The sequence below is a fragment of the Pseudomonas sp. FW305-7 genome, from assembly GCF_058786735.1.
Map to the genome: position 1 here is coordinate 633,483 of NZ_JBYSZA010000001.1, position 26,694 is coordinate 660,176.

The following is a 26,694-nucleotide window of genomic DNA, read 5'->3' on the forward strand; positions in this document are numbered from 1 at the left end:
CCCACAGGGGAATGGTGTAGGCATGGAGGATCAGTGGCGTTTGAGGATCTGGTCCATGACCCAGTCAGTCTTGAGCGCTTGTGCGGCCACGGCCGTGTGTTGCGAATCGCCACGGATGTGCGCGTTCATGCCGAGGACGTGATGCCACTGAATGTGTTCGTGATGGGGGATTTCCAGACTGATCTGTTCGTCGGCAAATAGCTGGACCGGATGCTCATCGAATACGGAAAAACTGATCCGCCCGAGGCTGCCAATGATCTCGACGCGATCCTCGCGCCGATCCGCGACAAAGCTCCAGCAGCCCATGCCCAGCGCCCCTGAAGCAAACCGCCAACTGGCGCTGACGGCGTCCTCGGCCGCATACAACCCGGCTTGCCGTGCGGTGAATCCGGCGACTTCAACAATGTCGCCAAGCAGATACTGGAACAGATCAAAACCATGGCTGGCCAGATCGGCGAAGTAACCGCCGCCGGCCACCGCCGGATCGGTGCGCCAGTTATCGCGACCTTCCAGATCCGCTGCTGATGGCGCCTTGGTCAGCGTCCAGCTCAAATGCCGCACGTCACCAATACGCCCCAGCTCCAGCCACTGACGCACCTGCGCAAAACGCGGCAACGAACGGCGATAGTAGGAAACGAACAGGTGCAGGCCTGCGTCGGCAAACGTCTGCTGCATCTCACGGCTTTGCCCGGCGTTGAGCGCCATGGGCTTTTCCACACAGCAATGTTTGCCGGCGGCAGCGACTTTGAGGCTATAGGCGTGGTGGCTGTCGGGGGGCGTGGCGATGTACACCGCATCCACCTCGGGGTCGTTGATCAGCGCATCGACATCGGTGTAGACCCGGGCGATGCCGTGGCGCGTGGCGTAATCGCTCACCGCTTCAAGGCGTCGCCCCATCACCGCCACCAGCGCCGAACCGGGGGCCTTGTAGAAGGCCGGTCCGCTTTTGCGTTCAGCGACGCTGCCGCAACCGATCATGCCCCAACGCACCACGTTCATGTCTACTCCCTGTATTTGAAGGCCTTAGCCGATGCGCAAAGCGCGCAGATCCAGATGCCCGTCCTTGAGTGGCGGGCACCAGTAATAGCCGCCGGTGATCGGACGGCTGATGCGATACAGACCGTCGGTGATGCCGTCTTCCAGACCGCTCATGCGGCGCAATTGCGCTTCGAACGCATCCAGCGAAAAACCGAACGCGAGGAACATCAGGCCGGCGCGATCACCCTCGATCCACGGCATCGAGCGGCGCACGACGAACGCTTCCGGCGCAAAACTTTCCTGCGCGGTGCGTTTGACGTGGGCGGAGACCGGCGCGTCGTCGATCTCTTCGTTGTCGCTCAGGCGACGGCCCATGATGTTGTCCTTGTCTTCGGCGGACAGCTTATGGAAACCCTTGAGATCGTGCTGCCATTGCTGGATCGCGGCGAAGCTGCCGCCGACCAGGCCATCGGCGCCGTCACCCAGCAATGCAGCGGCGATGGCTGCGTCATCGTGCGGGTTTTCCGTGCCGTCCTCGTAGCCAGTCAGGTCGTGGCCGTCCTTGTGGCGGAAGGCTTCCTGCACATCTGCCAGACGCAGTGCCGGCGCCAGTGCGGCTTCGAAGGCATTGCAGCGGTTGAGCAACTCGCCACGGTCGACGCCGTGCAGCCAGACCCACAGCGCATGCTGGGTGGACGGGTTTTCCACGCCGACGCCGGTCATGGCCGGGAAGCTGCGCAGGCCGTCGATTTCCACGTTGAGGGCTTTGGCCAGGGACTCGCCGAAACCGACCACTGCCGATTTGCCGTCCACCAGATTCATCAGGTTGTCGATCGCCTGCGGCAGTGCTTCAACCGATTCAAGGGCGAAAAACAGATGACGTGCTTGCGCAGGAACAGGGGTGGCGAGAATGCCCGGCTGGTAGTAACTCATGTGAACTCCTTGGAAAGTGCGCGGGAGTTTACCTGTGGCCGGAGGGTTTGTGGGGTTGAAACGCTGATGTACTAAGCACGAAGTTCCCTTGTGGCGAGGGGATTTATCCCCGATGGGCTGCGCAGCGGCCCCAATTCAGCCACCACTGGTCAGCCTGATTCACCGCGTATTGAGGTTTTGGGGCCGCTTCGCAACCCATCGGGGATAAATCCCCTCGCCACAGGGTTCATCTAAACCGTTGCGATGCTCTCAACCCGCCACGCACTCGGGCTCATCCCCGTCCAGCGCTTGAACGCCCGGCGAAAACTGCGCACATCGCTGTATCCGACCTCCTCGGTAATCCGCTCGATCGGCATGTCCGGATTGGCCAGCAAACTCATCGTCCGCGCCTGCCGTACTTGCTCCAGCAGTGCTTCAAAAGTCAGCGAATGTTCGGTCAGGCGCCGACGCAAGGTGCGGCTGCTCATGTTCAGGTCACCGGCAATCTTTTCGATATGGCTGCCCCGGCTCAGGTCCCGGGCAATCGCCCGCTCCACCGCCTGAATCAGATCAAGTTTCTGATGCACCTGCGCCGCCTCCAGCTCCAGCAACGCCACTGCCTGACGCAACGCCAGCGAGTGGTGATTCGGTAGATTCACATCAAGCCATTGCACGTCGATCAACATGCGATTGTGCAGGCAACCGAAACGCACCTGCGGCCCGAGCAGGCGGTGATATTCGCTCAGGTAATCCGGGGCGGCATGCACGAACTCCACGGCAATTGCCTGGAAATCGGCCCCCGCCAGCGCCCGGCCATACACCAGCAGACTGGCGAAAAACTCCTCGACCGCGAACACCTGCACATCGGCGAACGGCAAGCGGCATTCGGCATCGAGATGGACCTGCTCACCGACCACATCGACGCTGGAAACCACGATCCCGCCCGACGTGTGCTGATGGCGAATCCCCAGGGCAAAGGCATCGCGCAAGGTCTTGCACAGCGACAGCACATGACCGAGCAGCCCCAGCGTGCCCAGTACATTCTGCGCGCCGACCCACAGGCCCAGGCCCTGATTGGGCAGCACCTTGAGCGCGCGCTGAATCATCGCCACGGCCTGACGATAGGAAATCCGCTGCGCCGGATCCTGCAAATCTTCGAGGGTAAAACCCAGCCCACGGCACAGGCTTTCGGGGTCGACGCCCTTGTTCTGCGCGACTTCGGCGAGGGTTTGCAGGAGAAATGGCGATACCAACGCCAGTTCAAAGGTCGGGTCTTGGACTTTTACGTTCATGAGGGCGAGACATTCCGGAACACGCTTGATTGTTATTTTTGTAACCGGTTATGTCGAAAGAAGTTAGCACAGGGTTGGCGCACTGTCCGCAGAAGTCCCCCTAACTGTCCGCCAATACCCTGCCCTGTCAGGCGCCAAGCGCTTATTTCTATAGTGCCGGGCGTCCTGCGTGCCGGCGTTGCGCCCAATCACAATAATAATGAGGACGGATATGAACCCGAACCGCGCGACTTACCGTTGCCGCCTGGCCCTGACATTACTGGCCGGCACCGCGACCCTGCCGGCCCTGGCCACCGAAGCCGGCGTCGACAACATCGGCACCGGCACCGACGGCTTCTTCATGCTGCCGCTGGAAGTCGACAGCCTTCCGGAGAACATGGTCGCGTTCAACCTCTACTACAACCATTACAAGGCGCGAAAGCTCAACATCAGTTCGTTTGGCGGCAAGGTGCCGAATGTCGAGATCGAATCCACCGCCGTCATTCCACGCCTCGATTATCTGAGCCCCGTGCGGATATTCGGCGGACGTCTGGCCGGCTACATTGCCCAGCCGTGGTTGAAGCAGGAAGTCTCGGTGTTCGGCCTCAGCGACACCCGCGAAGGCATGGGCGACACCACCATCGCGCCGATCATTCTGTGGGACATGGGCAAGAACCTGACCCTCGGTGCCGCCGTGGAAATCACCGTGCCGACCGGCGAATACAGCGTCGATCGGTTGGCCAACACCAGCAACAATTTCTACACCTACAAACCGCTGTTCTCCTTCACTTGGCTGCCCACGGACAAGACCGAAGTCTCGATGAAGACCACTTACAGCTTCAACGAGAAGAACAAGGACACCGATTACAAATCGGGGCAGATCTTCCACTTCGATTACTCGGCCAGCTACAAGATCACCGACGATCTGATGCTCGGCATCAACGGCTACTACCTCAAGCAGACCACCGACGACAAACAGTTCGGCCACACCGTGCAGTTTGCCGGGCAGGACGTCGATGACGGCGTGCGTGGCAAGGTCTTCGCGATTGGTCCGGCGCTCCACTTCACCTTCCTCAAGTACGCCAGTGCGGAGATTCGCTGGGCCAAGGAATTTGATGTGGAGAACCGGCCGGAAGGGGAAATGTTGTGGGCGAAAGTCAGCATTCCTTACGCTTTCTGACCCCACCGCAATCCCCTGTGGGAGTGAGCCTGCTCGCGATAGCGGTGTATCAATTACTGATGTGCTGTCTGACACACCGCTATCGCGAGCAGGCTCACTCCTACAAGGGTTGTGGCCAGTTCCGAAGTTTTTAGCAGAAAAAAAGGGCGGCCAAATGGCCGCCCAAACGTACTACACGAGAGTCTTTTACAACGTCAGTTGTCCACGCTCCTCCTCGGTCAACTGCTGTTTCGCCTGTTCATCCAGCGCCCCCGCGCCCAGCACCTGCACCGGGCTGTTCGGGTTGTAACCCGGAGCCGGCGCGCGGCTGGCGCCATCGCGGGACGGCGCGAGTTGTTCGTTGCCGAAACTCAGCACCTGCACGGTAAACACCGATGCCTGATTCTGTCGCGCTGCCGCCTGCTGCTGACGGGCGACGTCTTCCGCCGCCTGGGTGGCGGACGATGCGGCGGAACTGGCCGAAGTAATTGCCCCGGTATTCACCGCCGACACCACCGGGACGCCAGTCGACTTGCCCTGCACCGAAATGTTGGCGGCGTTGACCACCGTCAGCGCGGCGATGTTGACGTTGCCCGACACACGAATCCCCGCCTCGCCCGCATCAATCGTGCCCAGCGGCGCGATCAGGTCGATGTCGCCGGGCTTCACTTCGGCAATCGGATTGAGCGTGGCGATACCGGCGCCGGTGCTCGGTACCGATGGCGACAGGGTCACGTTGCCCCAGGTGTCGTAGACGCGTTTCGGCGGGGTGTAGACCACAGTGGTTTTCGAGCCACGACCGGCGTTGATATCGCCCTCCGCCGACCAGCCGAGAATCGAGCCACCGAAGGTGGTCATGATCCGGCTCTGCCCCAGCAGAATGCTGCCCTGCGAATAGAGCTGAATGTTGCCCGAACCCTGAGTGATGATCCCCGCCGTGGAGGGCGGTGCCGCGCCCTCGATGCCGAACACCTGACCACCGCCCGGCGTAAGCATCTGGATGTCGCCGCCGAACAGGGTCTTGACCCCGGCGCCGCCGTACAGCGTGATGTCGCCGTCGTAGCGGATCGGATTGCCGGCCACATCGGTGGTCGGGAACAGCGCGGCAATGGCATTGCGACCGCGCAGGTAACTGCCTTTGCGCGGGCCGTCGACATCGTTGTATTCCAGGCCACCGGCACGCAGTTCGGCGAAGTACACCTGACGGGCGAAGATCGCCTGCTCGGCACTCGGCAACGCGGCGTAGAACGCTTGCGCCTGTTCGGCGCTGCCGCTGAAGCCGTAACCGAGGGTCAACCAGCTCTGTAGTTCGTCGAGATAGGTTTTGACCACCTTGCCCGGTTGCGCGCTGAGCGAGGTATCCGGATTGGCAACATTCAGCGTGTTCAGATACCGCGCGATGAACCGCAAATAATCCGGCCCCTGTGCCCCTGCGCCAGCCTGCAACACCACGCTCGCGCCAGGCTGGTTATCCCCGGCCACCAACGGCCCTATGCTGTTGATGCTGGCGCGATCCTCCATGAGGATGTTGCGCCCGGCATTCACGTCCAGAACACCCGGCCCGGCGATGTCGAAACTGCTATAGAGGATGTCGCGCCCGGCCGAGACCCGAGAGACATCGCCAGGCTGGCTGTGCACGAACAGATTGCCGGTAGAGGCGATCTGCTCGTTACTGCGGCCCCTGCCCTCGCTGGCCGAATACGTCTGTTGTCCCAGGTTCGTACCGGAAGCGACGATGTCGCGCCCCGCCACCATCCACACCGGACCCGCGGCTTCATACCAGGTGCGTTTCGTGGTCTCGAAGAACAATGTCTCGCCCGTACGAATCCCCACCAGATCACCGGTCAATGCATAGAAACGCGCCGGCCCCTGGACACGGCTCAACCCCGAGTAACTATCAGGACCAAAAGCAAAGAGTGGGTAGCGCGTATTGGTCTCCGCCAGCACACCGTCGCTGCCGGCGTTGCTCATGATCGGTCGGCTGTAGACGTTGTTGCCGTAGCCATTGAATGCAGGTGCAAAGGGTGTCGCGATGGCCGATGGGCTGGCACCTGACTGGTTGATGGCGTAGCCACCGGCATAGATCGAATCGCCTGCGATCAGCTCAAGCTGCCCCGCGTTCGAAGGCGCCAGCAGCAGCGAATAGTTCAGGGCCGGTGCAGCGTTGCCTACACCGTAAGCCGCTGACGGCCCGACATAAATCGAACCCTGGCCCGCGACGGCGCGCAGTATCGACGGGATCACGTAGCGATCATCGGTGGGCGACGTATTGAGCCCGTCGATTTTCCCTTGGACGGTGGTTTCCATCAGTTGGGTGTTCGGCGTCAGATTGCCGCCTGCCGAGAATAAATCGATGGCCGTGTGATCGGTCCACAGCGAAAACCCCGTCAAACCGCCACCGGCGTGGTAAACGCCATCGGCCGTGGTAAACGGTGTCGAGTTCTGCAGACGCACGCGGCCTGGGTCCGCAGCGCCACCGAGTACCAGATCGCCTCGGGTATTGAGGCGCATACCCGAGTCGCCGGGAATCAGCACCACCCCGCCGCTGGCATTGCTGGCCGTCGAATTGAACGGATCGAAGGCGCGCGTTTCCCTTGGGTCGTGAAACAGCGAAGACGCGCCGTACTGCAGATTGACCCCGCCCAACGCGGCGCCCGTCAGTTGCGCAGCACCACGCAGGTTGATGATCGCGCCCTGCAAATCGTGCGTCGGCGTGCCTGTACCCGACAGGCCCGCGCGTGCTTGCAGAGACGGATTGAGGGTGCCACCGAGACGAATATCCAGGTCTCCGCCCCCGGTCAGTTGCAGGTTGCCGTCGCTACCGACGCGGCCGGTGCTGCCGACCGCCACGATCAGGCCCTGACTGCGTGGGTAAGCCGCATACTTTTCATCGCCCATGGCCTTGAGCATGCCGGCATCCCCGGTGGCGCTCAAACTGATGTTGCCGCCGCCCAACGTACCGAAACCGGTGAAGCCCACCAGATAGGGTTTGCTTTCCACACCCTGCATTGGTAGAGGCTGCGCAGCGTAGCTGCCAAAGTTGATCCACCAGGCCGTCGGCACATCGTCGTTTCCCGTCCCCTGGCGCCACAGCCAATTGCCCACCGCGACACTTGGAAGCTGCTCACGCGTGCCGTCGGCAACGGCAGTGGTACGACGGCCGAGCACGTCACCCGACACCGACCCGCCGGCATTGATCGTCAGGTTACCGCCCATCTGCGGATACCAGGCCTGATAAAGACTGGCACTGCCGCCATCGACCCATTTTTCGGCATCGCTGCCCGCGCTGCCCAACACCGAACCATCGGCCGACAGACGCCCTCGTGCCTGGTTGTAACGCGCATCGACGTTGCTCGATTGAGTGCCGGCGGTGTACACGCCAAACGGTGAAGCCATGCTCACGTTACCGGCAGCCATCAGGTCCAGGTCACCGGTGCCGGTGCGCAACACGCTGAACATTTGCGAATGGGCTTCGGCGCTCTTGCGGGGATTGTTTTCGATGCACAGCGCCGGATCGATGCTGCACCAGAACAATTCGTCATCGTTCATCGGCGTGTAATCCGGCATGCCCATCCAGTTACCCGGCGCCCACACCGTGCGCGCCATCGGCGCACAGGCGTCGGGCGCGATCTCGCAAAGCAGCAGGTATTCCTCTGGAACCGGTTCGTACGGAGTAAAGCCATACTCGTTACCTACGGCCCAGACCAGTTTGCCGGCCACCTCGATCATGGTCACACCATAGTGGGTGTCCGCCAGCTGCAAGTTGCCGGCGCTGGCCTGAGGTTTCACTGCACGGCTGTCGGCTGCGGCCAGATCGGCGCCTGCCACCATGCGCATCGACCACGACGCACTGCCTGCCGGCAGCATGCTGGCAATCGCCCAGTTGCGACCTTGTTGTGTGCCATTGGACGGACGCAGATCGAGGAACACGGTGCCGTCCGCCAGCTTCACATTGGTCATGGATGGAATCAGCGAACCACGTAACAGCTCCAGCGTAGTGCTCAGCAAGACTCCGACCGTTTTATTGTCGCCATCGACAGCACCCGGCAGCGGCACACCTTTGGGCCAGAGCAGGGTCTGTAACGCAGTGGCGTTGTTCAAACGAATGCCTGCGCCCAAACGACTGCCTGCCGGCAGAGTCACAGCGTTTTCGAGCAATGTGCCGGCGGCATACAGCAGATTGCCCACCGAGTCATGCACATCGCCAGCCAGCACGGTTCCGGCCTCAAGCGTATAGGGTGCGGCCAGCGTGCCCTGAACCGGCAACACAGTACCCGCTGCCAGCGTGGCGGCCTGAATCGGCAAGTCGTAGTTCAATGTTGCACCGACCGGGAAAAGCGTACCTTCGGCAAGGCTCACCCCGGCGCCCGGCACAATCAGGTCGCCACCGTACGGCTGAATGCCCGGTACCAGTTTCCAGCCAGCATCGTCGGCAGTTTCCGGCGGCGGCGCAAAACCGTCGTTGATGCTGCCGTAGATATCGAGATTGCCACCCGCCCGGATCAACAGGCTGCCCGCCTCACCGCTGCCATACACCGAGGTTCGGCGAGTGTTCGGGTTGAGGCTTGCATAACGGTAGCCGGACAGATCGAGATCGCCCTGTACAACCAGATCACCGTCGGCAGATTTACTGACGATTTCGACACCCGGGCGCAGGTGAAATACATCCGCGTAGGTCGCATTGTTGAGGCCGGCCAGTTTACGTTGCAGCAGATCACTGTTGTTCAGTGCCGCGTTGATAAAGCCGTCGCTGTCAGTGTGAATGCGGTCCAGGTAGCCCTGATCGATCACCTGATACGGGCGACCGCTGGCCGCCGGATCGGTGCCGTCGACGGCATCGCTGTAGCGGCGCACGGCGTTCAGCCCAATGGAGCGGGCACCTTGAATATTCACCGCGCCGCTGGCATCAATCGCAATGTCATTGCCGCCCAGGCGCGGTGCATTCAGCTCCAGCGTCCCACGCGCCAGACCATCGCGTTGTCCCGCCAGGTTTCCAGCCACTGCATCGGTGCCGTGACGCAGATCGATCCGTGCACCGGCGGCCAACGTCAGTACACCGTCAGCGGAATTGAGCTCGACCATGGCGCGGTTCGGCGCGTCGATGATCTGGCCGTAGCTGTCGACTCGCAGCACGCGGCCATGAGCATCCAGCACCGCGTCACCGGTCAGGCTCAAGCCGTTTTTGCCGGCCAGACGAATGCTGCCGACCCGTTCGCCACTGGCATCGATCAGCCCGGCCACGGTGAGGCTGCCGCTGTCCACCGAGACATTGACCTCGCCGGCCTTGAGCCCGTCACCGATGACCAGATCACCCTGCTTGAACTGGAAGCTGCGGCTTCCAGTCACTGCGCCCTCATTCAGGCGCTGGTTGAGGCTGGCGAAGGCCTGGCTCAAATCACCCTGCAGACGCTGAGCGCGAATGTCCACACCGGCGGCCTTGTACGGCACCCAGGTGCCGCCCGCATCGTAGTAGCCGCTGCTGCTGCCGACGATCTGCCCTTGCAGGTCAACCTGTCCGGCGTCGACGGCCAGGGCCACGACACTGAGTTGGCCGGCCTGATTGTTGACTGCCGACAGATCGATCCGCGAACCCGCCGCCTGATGAATATTGCCTGCGCTGCTGTGCAACGACACATCGCCGCCCCAGCTGTATTTCTTCACATCGTTGAACGGCAGGACGCGACCTGCCATGTCCACCTGCGCGCCGCTGCCAAGCGTCAGATCGTCCTCGGCATTGACCAGCAGTTTGCCGCTGGCAAGCACGATGCGACTGTCGAGCACAACGCTGCGTGCCGACAGACTCAGTTGCGCGCCGAGGGCATCCGCCACCGCCGTGGTGGCGGTGCCGCTCAGGCTCAGGTTGTTGCCGGCCTTGAGCTCGCTGACCGAGGCGGCTTCGCCGGTCAACAATGGCGTGCGCAGGTTGAGATTGCCACCGCTGTAGCTGAACCCCGTGACCGCGTCGTAAGCCCCTTGCGATTCGTACACCGCCAGGCTGCCCTTGTGGTTGGCGGTGATGCGTTCGCTGGCATTGAGGTTGACGTTGGCAAAACCCAGAGTGAGTCGGTTGTTGAGATCCAGACCATTGGGTTGTGGATTCGGGCCATAACCCAGTTCGATCCGTTGCGCCTGAATATCCAGCGTGCCGTGGCCGTTGCCAGCGCCATCCTTGACCACCGTGCCCGGCGCTTGCGTGGCACCGTTCCAGATCAGATTCCGGGTGCGAATCGTCGCCACGTCGCGGACACCTCCCGAGCCATAGATGGCCGGGGTGCCCAGCACCAGATTCTGCAATCGGCTCTCGCCGGTCTGTGGGTCGAGCGTGTCGAGGGTGACATCGCCGAAAAAGTTGAATGCATCGCGGGCCACCAGGCTCAGGGTTTCCAGGGCTGGCGCGCCGAATTGCGTGTCGCCCTGCAACAAACGATCAAGCACGTTCTGGTTCAGCGTCAGGCCTGCGGGCAGACGACCGGTGGCCGCTGCCAGTGCTTGCGCACTGCCGGCATTCACCACGCCGACCGACAGTCCCAACTGGCGGGTGCCGAAACGAACGCTCTCGCCCATTTCGAAGTCTTTGTCGGTGGCGGCGATGATGCTGCCATTGGAGTACAGCAACGCCGGCGCCGTGCACTCGGCGGTCGGACAGGCGCCAATACGAATGCTCCCGCCTCCGCCCGGAGAAGGCGCAAGCACTGGCGTCCAGCCATTGGAGACCACCAGCAGGCTGTTGCGCTCCGGTACATAGATGAAACCGCCCGCCGCATCGTACGCAACGGCGCCGCGCCCCAAGGTATTGATGCCCGCTCCCGCATCAATCGTGATGCCGCCATTGGCGCTGGTGGTGCTTAGCACGACCTCCGGCGCCGAGAGGATGGCTCCCTCTCTCAGCGTGATGGCGGAGGTGCTGCCGATCATTTTTATGGAGCTGCCTTCCGCGCCGTAATACACGGTCGGGGTGCCACCGATGGTCAGTCGTCCGGCATTCAGCGCATTGAGGGTGTCGGCATACAGCGATACACCGGTAAACCCCGCCGTGCGCGTCCGCCCGGCGCCGAGAATCTCGAACTCACCGCCGGTATAACCGCCCTGGACGACAGTGGTGCCCATCACCCCGCTATCGGCGGGCTTGAACAGCACCCGCCCATTGAAGTCGAGAGCGTTGTCATGTTCGCCGCCGCTGACTATGCGCAGGTGCAGCGTGTTGCCGTCCAGCGGCGTGCGAGCACGTGGCAGGCCGCGCCGTGCGGCATCGTTGAGAACAAATTGGGTGTAGCCGGTTTCGTTGTACTGCGAATAACGCCGCAGGACATCGGCAGACGTCACAATCACCTGGCTGGGCAGGCTGTCACGAATGCCGGTATTGGCAATCGACATCTGCCCGGAACTGGTCCAGGAACCGTTGCGCAACGGCAACGCGCTGCCCATCGGGCCGGCCATCGCCTGACCATTGATTTCGACCCGGAAGGCACCCGGTAACAAGGCGAAGGTTGACGGCAGCAAAGTGTAGGTGCCCGGCGCCAGCCCGGGAATACCGGCCTGGAGCGTGATCTGCTGGCCGATACGCGGATCGACGGCGCCGGCCTCGGCGAGCATCGGCGCATAACGGCTCTGGTCACCCGCGACAATGGCATAAACGGGGTTGCTGGCCAGTCCCGGCAGGCTGAAGGTGCCATCTGTGGCATTGCGTACCAGCGGATTGAAACGTGCGTCGGTAGAGCCGCCTCGCCCGGAAACAAAACCGGCCCCGCGCAAATCGCCGCCCCCCGCAAGATCGATCAGCGCGCCGGCCTGTACATCGGTGTATTGCGCGTCGAGTATCACCCCGGATGTCGCACCGGCAATGCCATTGAGGATCACCGACTTGCCGTTGTATCGATAGTCGATCCCGTCGGTGGTTCCGCCATAAGGCATGACCAGTCCGGCGGCACTGACAGACGTCACGCTCCCGGGCAGCAGGTGCAATTCACGGGTTTTGACAAAAACGTCCTCACCCAGCGCAATGAGACCCAACGGCGCCCGAATCACGCCCCCCTGCTCAATGTGGCCAGCGCTCAATGTGAGGCTGCCGAACACCGAGTAAGGCAGTGTCGTCGGCGCCGCCCCGTGACTGCTGATACGCAACGTATGCTCCGGCACCGATCCGGCCTGGCTCTGATAACCCACGCGCACTTCAGCCTGGACACCACTGGCCGGATAGATTTGCGCTGCACGCAAGTGCATGTCCCCGGGTGTCCACAGACGGCTTCGCTGTTGCTCATCGCTCGGCGCGAGAAATCTCATGTCGCCTGCGCTGTCGAGCGTCACCTCAGCAAAGCCACGCCGACTGACCTTGAGCTCCGGTGCTCCTGCTTGCAAAACAGTCCCTTCGGTGCCAAAAGACAGCGAACTCCCAAGGTCCAGCAGGTTCGCAGAGGCGTTGAACTGCGCAGTGGACAACAGCGCGGTCGGGTTGCTCATGACCCGTGGACGAATCTTGCTGTCCGAACTCAGGTAAGTGCCCACCCCGGACAGGCGCAGATAAGGCGCACTGAGGTTGACCCGAGTGCTGTCCTTCGCCGACTCGGCCAGGGAAATGGAACCGGCGAACAGACTCAGACTCTGCCCCATGTTCAGGTCGACATCGCCCTCGAACGACATCAGGCCGTTGCTCAGCAGACTGACGTTATCGAAACCGCCACTGGTTAATTGATCAGCACTCAGACGCGTCCGTCCATAACGTAAAAGTGCCGCGGCTTCGCCCGCTTGCAGCGTCTGCGGCAGTGCCTCCGTCGGCCCTTGGCCGATGATCAATTCCCGTGGCACCCGCACCGCATTGGTCATGACCGCGGCACCGTAGGCCGGCGTGTCCAGCGCGATTTCCAGACGTCCGCCCGCCGCGCCTGCACCACCGGCGCCGGCCTGCAGACTGCCTTCGATAAACAGGCCATTGTAGGAGCTCAAGGCAATGCGTCCGCCATCGGTGGCCACGCGAACCGGTCCTTGCCCGGTATTGTCCAGCACCGCTTGCGTGCCGGAAGCCTCCAGACGCGCACCTTGACGGACGATGACGTAAGCGTCGGCGGCGGTCGCGGTGGCCTTCTTCGCATCAATTTCGCCACCGAGGATGATCGAGCCGCCCTTGCCGACCTGACCGTAGACTCTGCCCAACGCATCCACTGCTGTCGCGGCCCGACCGGCGACATCGAGCACGGCATGCTCACCGATCCAGATCGAACGGTTGTGCGCCGTCGGATCCGCCTCTTGCAACGACGTTGCCACATCAATCGAGCCGAATTGCTGCTGACGGATATCAATGCTGCCGCCCCACGCGTTGAGCTCACCGTCCACCGTGATCTGACCTGCCCCGCGCAAGCTGATGCGCTGACCGGGATCGACGTTGATCCGTGAGCCCTGGCCGATGGACAACGGGCTGTCGGCGGGGTCAATCAAACCGGGGAACGTTGCGCCGGCCTGCAATGCAACGGAGGCACCAGCTCTTTGCGTCAGTACGCCCTTGAGCGGATTTTCCTGGAACAGCGTCGGCGTCCAAAGCTCAAGAGCATTGCCTGGTGTCGTACCGGACGGCACGTTCGAGGCTGATTCGGCGAAACGATAGACCGGCATCAGCACATCGAGGGCGGTGTCATCGGCCAGTTCCAGGCCCTTCAAACCGATGATGTTGTAGGCGCTGAAGCCCGAGCGGAACAGTCCCGGCGCCAGACGCAACGTCTGTCCATCGAGGCCCTCGCTGGCAGAGCCGATCAGCACCTTATTGGCCTGCAGGGTCAGCGTACCGCCGCCGCTCACGCCGTAACCCTGAATGTCACCATCAAGCACCATGTGTGACTGGCCGGGCGCGCTGTTGGTGCTGGATTCAAGGGTCACGTCGCCCCCCTTGCCGCCACGGGTCTTGCCGTTGGCCAGTATCGCGCCGCCCGACGAGACATCGACTTGACTGCCACTGGCCAGAAGGATGTCGCCGCTGCTGCGGATCGACACCGTCCCGCCGTCGATGTACGCCAGTCCGCCAGCGTCGTCCGGGTTGCTCGACAGGTTGCTCCAGAGACCTTGAGTCTGCAAATGCACACCCTGTGCAACGGCCACCCGCGCCTGTTTAGCCGCTGACACCGGGAGGCTGACGTCGTCGCGTCGATTCGTGGCGAGCTGGTTCAACACGTTGCCAAGACGCAGGCTGCCACCTTGCGCTACCAGGTCAGCGTTGACCTGTACCTCAGGGCTGAACAGCGTGATGTCACCGCCATTGTCCAGCGCCACGCGGTCATTGACCTCAATGCTGTTTTTGGCGGAAATCTTCAGCGCCCCCAGCTTGAATCCATTAAGCAGCCCGGCATCGAGAAACAGTTTGCCCCGACGCTCTTCAGCGACCGCGCCAGCCAATCCTGAATCAGTACCGGTGTCACGCACGCCCCCGACCTGCACTTGATCCAGCAGCGGGCTGAGCTGATAAAGCAAGCCCGAACTGGCAGCGACATAGGCGGCATCGTAGCCACCCACGATCAACTGCCCACGCCGTGCCCGGGCGGTCTGCGCCTGCTCATATCCGTCGAGACCGGCCCGGGGGGTCCGGGTTTGCCGTTCGCCCTGAAACACCTCGCCCAACAGTTGACCGTCCAGCACGGCGTTGCCCGTGGCAATCACCAATTGCCCGGCGTCACGACCCACGGTATACCCGGCTTCCAGACGACGCGTCGGCGCGATCAATGGGCTATAGAAATATTCAGTCTGCCCCCAGCGCTCACTGCTACTTTCGTAACCTTTGTAAAGACCGCTGTAGAGAATGTCGCCCGGCGCACGGGAGACTTCGTATAAGCGCCCGTCGGCACCGCGCAGCCAGCTCTGGCGAATCTCGCCGCTTTGCACATCGAGCGTGCCGCCGGACAAATTGATCAGCGAACCTTTTTCGCTGATCACATCATTGCCGGAAAATCTCACTTCACCGCCCTGAGCCATCCATTCACCGATACCGTGGCCCTGGGTGCCAAGGTAACCGCCCACTTCCAGCAGCCCGCCGGCGGTGTACCAGCGGTCAGTGGCGTAACCGTTGGTGCCCACCGGCACGAAGACCAATTCGCGAACATCGACCCAGACATCGTTACTGTTCAGCGCACCGCTCTGGCGATTGACCGAGGCATCGCGCTGCTCGTTACCCTGCACGTTGATCTTGATGTTGTTGGCTTCCATGGCCACTTTCACGCCCAGGGCGCCGGAGACATCAATCACCGACCCGTCGCGCACCAGACTGCGCTGGCCGGCAGCCACGGCGACCTGACCGCCAGTAGCGAGGGTGATCGAGCCTCGTTGAAACTCGACGGTACCCCCGCTGCCGATATCGATGCGTGACTGGTCACTGCGAATCCGGTTGTCGGCATTCACACCGATCAGCGCCGACTCGCGCTGACTGTCGAGGGCGGTCAGGTCGCTGCTGTCGAGCAGGATTGCACTGACGCTGCCTTCGCCCAATGTCACACGGCCCCGAGTGTCAGTGGCCGGATTGAGCAAGTGCACGGTGCCACGCGTCGCGACCGAAGTGCTCGCCAGCAGCACGCCATTTTGCACGACGTCGCGGCCAGTCAGAGTGATGTCGCCCGTCGCGGCCTGAATCAGGCCGGTGTTGCTGACCTTGCCGGTGCTGTCAGCCTTGAAACCGGGAATGACCTCGCTGCCAAAGGTCGTGGAATAACCATTACCCTCGGTGCCCGAACCTTTACGAATGTAGAAGCGGTCACCCGCGCCGAGGACAGTCTGACCTTTGGCCGTGCTGATAGAGCCGTCGTTCTGCACTTCCTTGCCGAGCAACAGGGTGTAGCCGCCGGAATCGGTGGAAAGCGCAGGTTTGCGTGTTTCAATCGCGGCACCACGTTCCACAAGGACTTTGCCGGCAGCGTCGGTGAAGGTTGGCTGGCTGCCCTTGCTGTCGAAATACAGACCACGGTCGCGGAACTGCACATCGCTGATATCCGCCGCTGCCGCCACCAGGTTACGCACATTGACCTGACTGCTGCCGCTGAACACGATGCCGTTGCGGTTAATCAGCATGACGGTACCGTCCGCCTTGATCTGTCCTTGAATCTGGCTGGGCCGCGCGCTCGGATCATTAACCCGGTTGAGCACCGCCCAGTTGGACTGCTGGGCAAATTCCACCGTGGTATTGCGCCCGACGTTGAAGGTTTCCCAATTGAGAATCGCCTTGTCGGCAGTCTGCTCGATCTTCACCGAGGTCTTGCCGTCGGCCTGGGTTTGTTGCGGGCCTTTGGCATTCATCCAGCCCTGGGCCAGGCTGTTGTCGACTTTCAGACCGCCCTCGCCCAGTCCATCGGGCACCACTTGCACGCTGCCCAGTGCGGCGGCGCGTCCGGCCGCTTGTGCCGCCTGCTGGGCGGCGATCGCCGCCACGGTGTTGTTGAGTGTCTGCAACGAACGCTGTAACTGCTGATTGGCCCGCTGCTGCTGGGCCAGCGGTGGCGTCATCCCCGGCAAACCACCCACGCCAGGTCTCGCCGCCGCTGCTTGCTGCGCAACACCTTTAGCGGCAAACCAGCTCGAGCTGAACGCGGTTGCGGCCTCGGCACTGCCCGCCACCAGACACAACGCCATCGCCTGGGCCAGCGGCTTGAGCAACCACTGGGCCGGATCGCCAGCGCCACGGTTTGCAGGCTGGACACGGGTACTGCGACGGGAGGTGCGAGCAAGCATCACTACAGATCCTTTTTGATTGCAGGCCGGTTCAGCCCTGCTGTTACGACATAGGCAGTTGGCGAGCATCACGACCGAACGGATGTCACACAAATTTCATGTTCGAGGTGTAAATCGGCAAAAAAAATGGCAGCAGCCCGAAGGCAGCTGCCATTTCATTGCGCGTGAAACGAGGCTTGCTTAAGGACGACCGACACCGTTGCAGGCGTTGGCGTTGTTGATGTCCAGGTTGTTGCCCGAGCTGTTGGTGATGAAGTTGGCGGTCACAGCGGTTTTCCAGTTGTTTGGAACCGGCGTGAAGCTGTGGGCAACGGTGGCAACGTTGTTGCCCGGGTTGCTGTAGTGAGTGGTCAGGAAGGCTTTGACATCAGCGGCCACGGCTGCGTCCTTGTAGCACTGGCCGAAGATGAAGTTGGTGTAAGCCACGATCGGATAACCGGTGGCCGGGTTAGGCACGACTGGCGCCCACTGTGCCGGGTTGGCCGGCGCGGTTGGCAAGGCAGCAGTGCTGAGTGCCAGGGTCACGTTGGCGTTGGTTGGCTGTACGCCATTGACGCGGGCAACCACGGCGTTGCTGGTTGCGTTCACGCCGTCCGGACCGACGTAACCGATGGAACCGTCTACGGCGTTCACGGCAGTCGCCACGTCAGCGGTGTTGGCTACGCCGACCCAAGTCGAAGGCAGAGCAGAACCGGCTGGCAGACGAGCGTTGCTGAAGGTGGAGTTGACGGCGAATTTGCCTGGGCAAACAGCATTCAAGTGGCGGCTGAGGATTTCAGTGGTGCCACTGGAAACGTTGCGGTAAACCACACGGATCGGGGTGGTGTCGGAAGTGCCCAACAGGGTACCCCAATCGGTCACGCTGCCCGAAAGCGCGTTGCACAGCTGAGTGCTGGTCAGGTTAAGCGCGGTCTGGCCGGCTTTTTTGTACGGAATGGCAACCGAAGTGGCCACCGATGGCAACTGGATCAGCGGGCCGTATGAAGTACCGAAGTTGGTGGTGTAGGTGCTGAGTTCCGAAGCGCTGAGAATCGAATCGCTACCGGCGAAGTGCACAGTGCCGGTGGTGCTGAACTGTGCAGAGTTGTTGGTCAGGAAAGCACTTTTGCCAACGCCGCTACCGGTCACGGCGTAGCTGAAGTTGGCAGGCAGGATGCTGTTGGCAGAGCCTTTGTACAGAGCGGCAGGCAGTGAAGCGCCACCACCGGTTACGGCCATGGCCTGGGCAGAGGCCAATGCGGCGACAGTCAGTGAGGCTGCGATCAGAGTGCGCTTGAACATGAAGAATCTCCTTTTCAACTGGGTTGTGAACACAGGGTTTCGGATGGCTTGCATGACACTGGGAGGACTCACCGGGCCCTCGCTAGCGCTGGCCTTGGTTGAGTCGCACTGAGAAATTCGCAGTTTCCGGTGACAGATAAAGGAAAAAACCTCGGGAGCTGCGGGGTGTTTCTGAAGGGATTTTCTCGGGTGTTTGTCGGATGCTGCGCAGCGTCTGGATCGCGGGTTGGGCTGAATCGGGCTGGAGCCGTTGGCGGGTGGTTGCAGATGACAGAAAGGAGAACCCGAGGATGGGGGAATCAAGGATCGGGTGACGCTGGAGTCCTGGGAAAAAATCTGGATTATTTATTGCCCTGACTGGCCCCATCGCTGGCAAGCCAGCTCCCACAGTTTTTTATGTTGTGCCGCAAATCGCATTAACAACACTGTTCCCTGTGGGAGCTGGCTTGCCAGCGATGAGGCCGGCCCAGTCACCATCAATATTTCAGACACACCACTACTGGACCAGTTGGTTGATCTCGATGATCGGCAACAACACCGCCATCACAATCACCAGCACCACCCCGCCCATCACCACAATCATCAGCGGTTCGAGCAACGCCGTCATACCCATCGCCCGCCGCTCGATATCGCGGGACAACGTCTGCGCCGCCCGCTCCAGCATAGGCGGCAGCGAACCGGTTTTCTCACCACTGGCGATCAGGTGAATCAGCACCGGCGGGAAGACGTTTTCCACTCGCAATGCTGCGGCGAGGTTGACGCCTTCGCGCACCTTGGCCGTCGCCTCAGTGACACTTAGGCTCAAGCGGTCATTGGACAGTGTCTGCCGCGCTGCTTCCAATGCGCGCAACAACGGCACCCCGGCGCCGCCGAGAATCGCCAGGGTCGAAGCGAAACGTGCGGTGTTCAGACCCAGGATAAAACGCCCGAAAAGCGGCAACTTCAACACCCGATGATGCCAACTCAAACGCGCCGCCGGATTGCGCAGATACAAGCGCCAACTCCAGAAGCTTGCGCCCATGATCCCTGCACACAGCCAGCCCCAACTGCGGATGAAATCACTCGCATTGAGCATCGCCAGGGTCAGCCCCGGCAAATCCTGCCGCGCTTGAGAAAACGCGCTGACCACCTGCGGCACGACGTAACTGAGCAGAAAGATCACAATGCCGATCGACACCAGCCCGACCACGCCCGGATAGATAAACGCGGTGAGAATCTTGCCGCGCAGGTTGTTGCGCTCCTCGATGTAATCCGCCAGGCGCTCCATGACTTGCGCCAGATCCCCGGACTCTTCCCCCGCTGCAATCAGCGCGCGATAAATCTCCGGAAAATCCCGTGGCCGCGCCGCCAGCGATTCCGCCAGACGCATGCCGCTGCGCACATCGGCGCGCACGGCGCTGAGGGTGTGGGCGATGTGTTTTTTCTCGGCCTGCTCGACCGTGGCACTCAGCGCCGCTTCCAGCGGCAGACTGGCGCCCAACAGACTCGCCAATTGCCGCGTGGCCCAGGCCAGATCGTTGTCCGAGAGCTTGGCGCTGAACAATCCGCCACCGCCATGGCTGGCGACATTGCTTTCCTTGTGTACCGACAACGCGGTCAACCCGCGCCCGCGTAACACACTGAAAGCGGCGCCCTGACTGTCCGCCTCAAGGTGCCCGGATTCGATCTTGCCGGTCGCATCGGCGGCTTCAAAACGATAGCGATTCATCAGGCGTCCCGTGTCACACGAAGGATTTCTTCAGGGGCGGTGGCGCCGCTGCGGATCCAGCGCTCACCGTCCTCGCGCAGGCTGAACATCCCCGCCTTGGCCGCCGATGCACGCAGAGCCTGCTCCCCTGCACCTTGGTGAATCAGGGTGCGGATGTCGTCGTCGATGCAGAACAATTCGTGAATGCCGGTGCGGCCGCTGTAGCCGGTTTGATTGCAAGCCGCGCAGCCGACCGGGCGCCACGTCCCCGGTGTCGCCGGGTCTTCCTGTTTGCACTGATTGCACAAGCGTCGCACCAAGCGTTGCGCGAGTACGCCAAGCATCGACGAGGCCAGGAGAAACGGTTCGACGCCCATGTCGATCAAGCGGTTGACCGCCGACACCGCGTCGTTGGTGTGCAGCGTTGCCAGCACCAAATGCCCGGTCAGCGACGCCTGCACGGCGATTTGTGCGGTTTCCAGATCGCGGATCTCGCCGATCATGATGATGTCCGGGTCCTGGCGCAGGATCGCTCGCAGCGCCAGCGCGAAGGTCATGTCGATCTTGGCGTTGACCTGAATCTGGCTGATGCCCGGCAGGTCGTATTCCACCGGGTCTTCGACGGTGAGGATGTTGCTGGTGCTCGCATCGAGTCGCGCCAGGGCGGCGTACAGGCTGGTGGTTTTTCCGCTGCCCGTCGGGCCGGTAACCAGCACGATGCCGTGGGGCTGGCGGATCAGGTGATCGAGTTTGGCCAACACCTGCGCGTCCATGCCGAGGGTTTCCAGATGCAGACGCCCGGCCTGTTTGTCGAGCAAACGCATCACCACCCTTTCGCCATGCCCGGTCGGCACCGTTGAAACACGAATATCAATCGGCCGCCCGGCCACGCGCAAAGCGATGCGACCGTCCTGCGGCAGGCGTTTTTCGGCGATATCGAGTTGCGCCATGATCTTGATCCGCGACACCAGCGCACCGTGCAACGCCTTGCGCGGCGAGACCACGTCACGCAGCGTGCCGTCGACCCGGTAGCGCACCACCGAATGGGTTTCGAAGGGCTCAATGTGAATGTCACTGGCCTCATCGCGCGCGGCTTGGGTGAGCAAGGCGTTGATCATGCGAATCACCGGTGCGCCGTCCTGGGTGTCGAGCAGGTCGGTGATTTCCGGCATGTCTTGCATCAAGCGGTCGAGGTCGACTTCGTTTTCTGCTGCGCCGACCACCGCTGCCGCACTACCCGTGTCGGCATAGGCACTGGCAAGCAAGCCATCCAGTTCGTCATCGCGCACACGCTGAATCGTGGTCGCACCAAACTGCCGCCGCGCCTCGCTGATCGACCAACCCGGCGTCGACGGGCACACCGTCAACACCCCATCACACAACAAAACCCGCTGCGCCTTGGCCCAGGCGTAAGGCAACACACTCATCGCCGCCCCTCCGCAACCCGAATGATCTCCCCGGTGGCAATGCAATCCCTTGGAGCACTGGGATCCCCTGTGGCGAGGGGATTTATCCCCGATCGGCTGCGCAGCAGTCGTAAATCCTGCACATGCGGTCCATCAGTAAAATCCGGGTGACTGGTTTTGGGGCTGCTGCGCAACCCATCGGGGATAAATCCCCTCACCACAAAGGCATCACTCACATTGAGGGCGGGTTTCAAAAGCGTGTGCTCCCTTCAATAGGCACGGCTTTGATGGTTGCTCGCGGCCCCGAACTCGGCCCCACCGCCGGCACACCCTGCGCCGCCGCCGGCAACTGCGGTGCCTGCATGTCCGGCATCGCCCAGCTGCGTTCCGGCTGCAATCCACCCTGCGCCCGGCGCATAAAGTCATAGCGGTTCAGCGTAATGCTGCGCCCCGCTTCGCTATCACGAATGATGTACGGGCGCAGGAACACCATCAGGTTGGTCTTGGTGATCGCCCGGCGTTCATTGCGAAACAATGCGCCAAGGCCGGGGATCGTCGATAACCATGGCACCGCGTCATTGCTCTGGCTGTAACCGTCCTGGAGCAAGCCGCCGAGCACCATGATCTGGCCGTCATCGAGCAGGATGCTGGTATCGATTGCGCGTTTGTTGGTGACGATGCCCGCAGCTTTTGCGCTGCTGGAGGCACGCTCATCAATGCTGCTGACTTCCTGGTAGATATCGAGCTTCACCGTGCCGCCCTCGGAGATCTGCGGGCGCACATTGAGCTTCAAGCCAACCTCTTCACGGGTCACCGTCTGGAACGGGTTATTGCTGGTGCCCCCGCCGCCCGTAACGTAACTGCCACTGACAAACGGAATGGTCTGGCCAACAAAAATACTCGCCGCTTCGTTGTCCAGCGTCAGCAGGTTCGGCGTCGACAGCACGTTGGTGCCGCCCTTGCTCTTCAAAGCCCGGGCCAGCACTTTCAGGTCAAGAATCTTGCCGATGCCAGGGATGTCCACCGTGCCGTTGACGTAACCGAGGTTCAAGCCTTGCGGCAGCACGTCGAGGCTGGTTTTGCCGTTGAGGTTGATCCCCGAACCACCCAGATTCGCGCCACCGATCACGCCATTACCGCCGAGGTTGCCGGTCTGCCATTGCACGCCGAACTCACTGGCATCGTCCTCGCCGACTTCGACGATCAGGCTTTCGATCACCACTTGCGCACGCCGTTGGTCAAGCAGATCGATGACTTCGCGCAGGTTGCGATACAGCGGTTCCGGCGCAGAAATCAGCAAAGTGTTGGTGGTGGCGTCGGCCTGAATGGTCACGCCACCGGCACTGAAGGCGACGTTCTGCTCGCTGGCCTGATTAGCGCCGCTGCTGGTGCCGCCACTGCCTTGGGCGTAACTGCCACCGGTACTTCCGCTGCTATTGCTGGTCGATGTCGTGCCGCTGCTTTGCGCACCACTCTGGCCGTTCTGCCCAGCGTTGCCGCCAGTGCTCGCACCCATCGCACTGAGCACCGAACGCGCACTGTCGCTGGTGCCGCTGTCGCTCTCGCCCGTGAGCAAACCGCGCAATGCCTGCGCCAGTTTCGCCGCTTGCGCGTTGCGCAAATAAACCACATGCAAATTGCTCGGATTGCTCTGCGCGTTGTCGAGTTTGTAGATCAGATTACGCGCCAGCTCCGTGCGCTCGGGGCTGCCGGCGCGAATGATGATGGTGTTGGAGCGCGGATCACCGATCACTGCGATTTTCTGCGTCGGATCATTGCCTGGCGCATCGAGCAAATCCGCCACCATCGGCGCAATGTCGGCAGCGATACCGTTCTGGATCTGCACCACATCCGTGTCAATCGCACTCGGCGAATCAATGCTCGCAATCAACTGCGCCACGCGGGTCAGGTTCTCCGCGTAATCGGTGATGACGATGGTGTTATTGCCCGGATAGGCGTTGATCGGATTGTTCGGCGAAACAATCGGGCGCAGCACCGGAATAAGGTTCACCGCGTTCTCGTATTGCAAACGAAACGTACGGGTGAGCATGCCGTTACCGGCCGGTTTGTCAGCGCTGTAAATTGGCCCACCCAACAACTTCGCATCCGCCTCGGGCACCACCTGCGCCACGCCGCCGACATCAACGACGCTGAAACCCTGCATACGCAACGCCGCGAGCAGCATGTCGTAAGCCTGCCGCGCCGGCACCTGACCTTCCGAGACCAGCGTCAACGTGCCCTTGACCCGAGGGTCGACCAGAAACTGCTGCCCGGTCGAACGCGACAGCGCCCGCACAACCGCTTGAATATCGGCGTCGACAAAATTCAGCGTCACCGGTTGATCGCCCAAAGGATTGCTCGGCAAGGCAACGCCCGACGCCGCCGCACCACTGCGCGCACGCTTGCTGATGTTGTGCAATTGCTTCGGCACAGGTCGCGCCTGCGCCTGTGCGCGCTCGCGGTCGAGCACCGCGTCGCCGCTGCGTTGGGTGTTGGCCAGCGGCCGGCCCAGCTCACTGTCGACCAGCAACGGCGGCTGATTCTGTGGTGTGGTGGTGTTGCTGCACGCGCTCAACGCCATCAGCAACATCGGCAACGCCAGACGTGCCGGTTTGGATCCTGACCCCTTCATGAAGCTTCCTTAGCGCCCAGCGCCTGATCCATGCGAACGGTGCCTGACAAAGTGCCGGCGGTGACTTCGGTCGAGGGGTTGTCTGCGCGTTGCAAACGGGCCTCGACCACTTGCAGAGAAAGTTGTGCCGGGTTGCTCAACAGCCAGTCGAGCACGGCGTCGGCCGGTGCCGCGTCGAAGGTCAGCAGCCAGGCACCCTGCGCCTCCTGTAATTGGTAATGTCCCGCCAGGCCACTGGCCTGCAGGGTCTGCTCCAGCGACTGCGCCACGGTTTGCCCGTCCGGGCGCACGCTGACTTCGCGCAGCAGCACTTCCAGCGCCTCGGTCTGAGCGCGCAGCTTTGGCGTTTCGGTTTGCCAATAAGCAATTTTCTTCAACGGCGGCTGGATCAACGCGACCCACAGCAGCAGGCCGACCAGCGCTATGGCCATGCCGGCAACCATGCGTTTTTCGCGCAGCGCCAACGGCTGCCAACGCGCCTGCACCTGAGCGTTAACGCGTTGCCACTTGGCGCGGTACAGCGCGAGCGAGGCCTTATTCATCTTCTTCTGCTCCGCCGCTGTCATCGCTGTCGCTTGGGGTGGCTTCAGTGGACGGACGCAAGGTCCAACCCTCCTCATCTGCCGTCACGCTGATACCGGCCTGGGCCAAGGTGCTTTGCCAGTCCTGATCATTGCCGCCACGACGGGCTTCACTCAGCAGACTCAGCTGCAAGGCGCCGTCGACAAACGCCAGCCGCTCGACACTGCCCGCCATCGACGGCATGCCGCTGCCGGCCTGCAACACCAGACGATTGAAAGTCTGCGCCGGATCATCCGCCGTGCTCTTCTGCCGCGCCGCCAATTGCTGACGCGCCTGTTGCAGCGGGTTGAGGATCACCGGCAACTCGGGAAAGGCCTGCTTTACCCGCAGGTTCATCTGGGCTTTCAATTGCTGGCCCTGACCGGCTTCACGGGCGGCATACAGGCTCAAACCGATCACCCACACCGCCACGGCCAACGCTGACAGGGCGATCGCCCTGCCCCAGCCACGATGCTCGGTTTGTTGCTGCTGGACTGCGCCGTGCAATCCCCAACCGGGTAGCGGCCCGGTCCAGCGTTGCGCATCGGCCATCGGCAATTCGGCGCCCGCCGGTGGTTGATCACCGATCCAGTGCAAAGTGACGCCCGGTTCCCATACGACACCGTCGAGGCCGTCATCGAACAACGGCTGCACCCGCGCCACTTGCACGCTGTCGCGCAGCAACAGATGACCGTCCTGCACGCAAGCGACAGTGCCGGGCAGCACCGGCAAACGGTACGGCGCCGGATAGAGGCCACGCAGGTTCAGCCCAGCGCTTTTGAGCAACTGGCCAAAACGCAACAAGTGCTGCCGAGGCGCCCAGGCGATCTGCACCTGCCCGGCCTCGTCCCGCGAGCTGTGCGCGATGTGCATCTCGCTGCTGTCGCCCAGCATCAAGGCCTGCGCCGCACACTGCACCGCCGCGACAATCTTGTTGGCAGGCAACGGCGGTAAATCGAGACTCGCCAACAGGCTGTCGACCGGGTGCAGAAAACACACCAGCGGCGGCAGTTTCGCCTGCTGGCTCAACTGGCTCAGGCTGAGGCGCTCTTCCCGCGTGACCTGACCCTGACGATCCAGCCAGGCGCAGTGCAATTCACTCTGTAAATCCAGCTCCACCAAGGGCGGCAACGCCACTTTCAACTGGCTCATACGCCCACCCGCGACCAGATCACTTGCGGCAAGCGGTCCTGGCTGCGATGCAGCAACGCCTCAAGACTGACCCGCCGCTGATCGCGCCGCGCCTCGCCACGCAGGCGAAACCAGTCACTGGTGATGCCAACCTTGACGCTGGTCAGCTCCAGTTGCGGCATGCGCAAACGGTTAACGAAATCGCCACGGTTGATAAACCAGCGCCCGGCATCGCGCTCGGCGATCAGCGCATTGGCACGCTCCAGCGACAGCCCCGGCACATACGCGGCCAACACTGGCGCGGTGGCGGTGTTGCCGTTGAGCCAAGTCGTCGCGGGGATCACCGTCAGGTACGGCGCCAGTTTGCCGATCAGCGCCTCATTCACGCCATCGACACTGCGCAAATCATCGATGCTGCGCAGCATCGGCAGCGTCGGCTTCTGCGGTTTGTGTGAAGCGTTGGGCGAGGTCGCGCGACCACTGTCGAAACCGCTTTTCGGCGCCTCGGCAATCTGCGCATTCAGCAGTCGCGGGTAGGAAGCAATCACCCGCTGACTGATGCGCTGACTCAACCCGGCACTGACCCCGATCAACTCGCACAAGCGCTGAAACGCCGCCACCTGCGCCTCATCAACCCGCTCGTTGGCCACCAGATTGCGCAGGTTGAACTTGCCCTGCTCATCCTCCAGTCGCCCCTCAAAACCTTGCGCGGAGAGACGTTGTGCCCACGGCTGATCGAGCCGGGTCAACGGATCGCGCTGACGTGCATCCCAAAGCAATTGACGGCTGATCTCCAAACCGCCCTGCACCAGCCAACGCCCCTGCACACGCTGCTGATCCGCCTCCAGCGCACGGGTCGACACGCTCTGGCGCGTCAACATGCCCGCCGCAATCACCGCCACCACGGCGGCAATCAACAACGCGCTGATAATCGCCATGCCCTGTTGCTTCGCCCCCTCAGGCGAGCGGCTGTTCATGGCCGG

General features: G+C 62.1%; 12 protein-coding genes. 1 reads left to right on the forward strand and 11 read right to left on the reverse strand.

Going from position 1 to position 26,694, the window contains the following annotated elements:
- Positions 1-30: 30 nt before the first annotated feature.
- The 3 genes from AC3WMT_RS02950 to AC3WMT_RS02960 all read right to left on the reverse strand — a co-directional run bounded on the left by AC3WMT_RS02950 (position 31) and on the right by AC3WMT_RS02960 (position 3,182).
- Positions 31-999, reverse strand: coding sequence for a Gfo/Idh/MocA family protein (locus AC3WMT_RS02950; RefSeq protein WP_103302413.1), 969 nt, complete (start codon positions 997-999; stop codon positions 31-33).
- 24 nt (positions 1,000-1,023) lie between these two features.
- On the reverse strand, positions 1,024-1,911 hold the full coding sequence (locus AC3WMT_RS02955; RefSeq protein WP_103302414.1) for a Dyp-type peroxidase: 888 nt from the start codon (positions 1,909-1,911) through the stop codon (positions 1,024-1,026).
- 230 nt (positions 1,912-2,141) lie between these two features.
- On the reverse strand, positions 2,142-3,182 hold the full coding sequence (locus AC3WMT_RS02960) for an AraC family transcriptional regulator (protein WP_103302415.1): 1,041 nt from the start codon (positions 3,180-3,182) through the stop codon (positions 2,142-2,144).
- Positions 3,183-3,393: 211 nt separating this feature from the next.
- On the opposite strand from AC3WMT_RS02960, the gene AC3WMT_RS02965 reads away from it, so the two are divergent.
- Positions 3,394-4,341, forward strand: a complete 948-nt coding sequence (locus tag AC3WMT_RS02965) for a SphA family protein (protein ID WP_103302416.1) — start codon at positions 3,394-3,396, stop codon at positions 4,339-4,341.
- A gap of 186 nt (positions 4,342-4,527) precedes the next feature.
- Here the strand turns inward: AC3WMT_RS02965 and AC3WMT_RS02970 are convergent, their stop codons facing one another.
- The 8 genes from AC3WMT_RS02970 to gspK all read right to left on the reverse strand — a co-directional run bounded on the left by AC3WMT_RS02970 (position 4,528) and on the right by gspK (position 26,688).
- Complete coding sequence (locus tag AC3WMT_RS02970) at positions 4,528-17,013, reverse strand: filamentous hemagglutinin family protein (RefSeq protein ID WP_103302417.1); 12,486 nt, start codon at positions 17,011-17,013, stop codon at positions 4,528-4,530.
- Between the two features lie 180 nt (positions 17,014-17,193).
- Positions 17,194-18,294, reverse strand: a complete 1,101-nt coding sequence (locus AC3WMT_RS02975) for a substrate-binding domain-containing protein (RefSeq protein WP_103302418.1) — start codon at positions 18,292-18,294, stop codon at positions 17,194-17,196.
- A gap of 496 nt (positions 18,295-18,790) precedes the next feature.
- The gene (gspF, locus tag AC3WMT_RS02980; protein WP_103302419.1) at positions 18,791-20,002 is read right to left on the reverse strand and encodes a type II secretion system inner membrane protein GspF; all 1,212 of its coding nucleotides are present in this window, start codon (positions 20,000-20,002) and stop codon (positions 18,791-18,793) included.
- Positions 20,002-21,408 (reverse strand): type II secretion system ATPase GspE, encoded by a 1,407-nt coding sequence (gene gspE, locus AC3WMT_RS02985; RefSeq protein ID WP_103302420.1) that lies wholly within the window; start codon positions 21,406-21,408, stop codon positions 20,002-20,004. Before gspE ends, gspF begins: the two co-directional genes overlap by 1 nt.
- 229 nt (positions 21,409-21,637) lie before the next feature.
- The gene (gene gspD, locus AC3WMT_RS02990; protein ID WP_103302421.1) at positions 21,638-24,019 is read right to left on the reverse strand and encodes a type II secretion system secretin GspD; all 2,382 of its coding nucleotides are present in this window, start codon (positions 24,017-24,019) and stop codon (positions 21,638-21,640) included.
- Positions 24,016-24,561, reverse strand: coding sequence for a type II secretion system protein M (locus AC3WMT_RS02995; RefSeq protein ID WP_103302422.1), 546 nt, complete (start codon positions 24,559-24,561; stop codon positions 24,016-24,018). Before AC3WMT_RS02995 ends, gspD begins: the two co-directional genes overlap by 4 nt.
- A complete protein-coding gene (gene gspL, locus AC3WMT_RS03000; protein WP_103302423.1) occupies positions 24,554-25,732 on the reverse strand; it encodes a type II secretion system protein GspL in 1,179 nt (392 codons plus the stop codon). Before gspL ends, AC3WMT_RS02995 begins: the two co-directional genes overlap by 8 nt.
- On the reverse strand, positions 25,729-26,688 hold the full coding sequence (gene gspK, locus AC3WMT_RS03005) for a type II secretion system minor pseudopilin GspK (RefSeq protein WP_103302424.1): 960 nt from the start codon (positions 26,686-26,688) through the stop codon (positions 25,729-25,731). The genes gspL and gspK overlap by 4 nt, the downstream gene beginning before the upstream one ends.
- Between the last annotated feature and the right edge of the window lie 6 nt (positions 26,689-26,694).

Bases quoted from the DNA above. Each gene is read 5' to 3' on its own strand.
- gspD (WP_103302421.1), bottom strand. From the start codon at position 24,019: ATGAAGGGGTCAGGATCCAAACCGGCACGTCTGGCGTTGCCGATGTTG.
- gspF (WP_103302419.1), bottom strand. From the start codon at position 20,002: ATGAATCGCTATCGTTTTGAAGCCGCCGATGCGACCGGCAAGATCGAA.
- AC3WMT_RS02975 (WP_103302418.1), bottom strand. From the start codon at position 18,294: ATGTTCAAGCGCACTCTGATCGCAGCCTCACTGACTGTCGCCGCATTG.
- AC3WMT_RS02955 (WP_103302414.1), bottom strand. From the start codon at position 1,911: ATGAGTTACTACCAGCCGGGCATTCTCGCCACCCCTGTTCCTGCGCAA.
- gspL (WP_103302423.1), bottom strand. From the start codon at position 25,732: ATGAGCCAGTTGAAAGTGGCGTTGCCGCCCTTGGTGGAGCTGGATTTA.
- AC3WMT_RS02965 (WP_103302416.1), top strand. From the start codon at position 3,394: ATGAACCCGAACCGCGCGACTTACCGTTGCCGCCTGGCCCTGACATTA.
- gspE (WP_103302420.1), bottom strand. From the start codon at position 21,408: ATGAGTGTGTTGCCTTACGCCTGGGCCAAGGCGCAGCGGGTTTTGTTG.
- AC3WMT_RS02960 (WP_103302415.1), bottom strand. From the start codon at position 3,182: ATGAACGTAAAAGTCCAAGACCCGACCTTTGAACTGGCGTTGGTATCG.
- AC3WMT_RS02970 (WP_103302417.1), bottom strand. From the start codon at position 17,013: ATGCTTGCTCGCACCTCCCGTCGCAGTACCCGTGTCCAGCCTGCAAAC.
- AC3WMT_RS02950 (WP_103302413.1), bottom strand. From the start codon at position 999: ATGAACGTGGTGCGTTGGGGCATGATCGGTTGCGGCAGCGTCGCTGAA.
- AC3WMT_RS02995 (WP_103302422.1), bottom strand. From the start codon at position 24,561: ATGAATAAGGCCTCGCTCGCGCTGTACCGCGCCAAGTGGCAACGCGTT.
- gspK (WP_103302424.1), bottom strand. From the start codon at position 26,688: ATGAACAGCCGCTCGCCTGAGGGGGCGAAGCAACAGGGCATGGCGATT.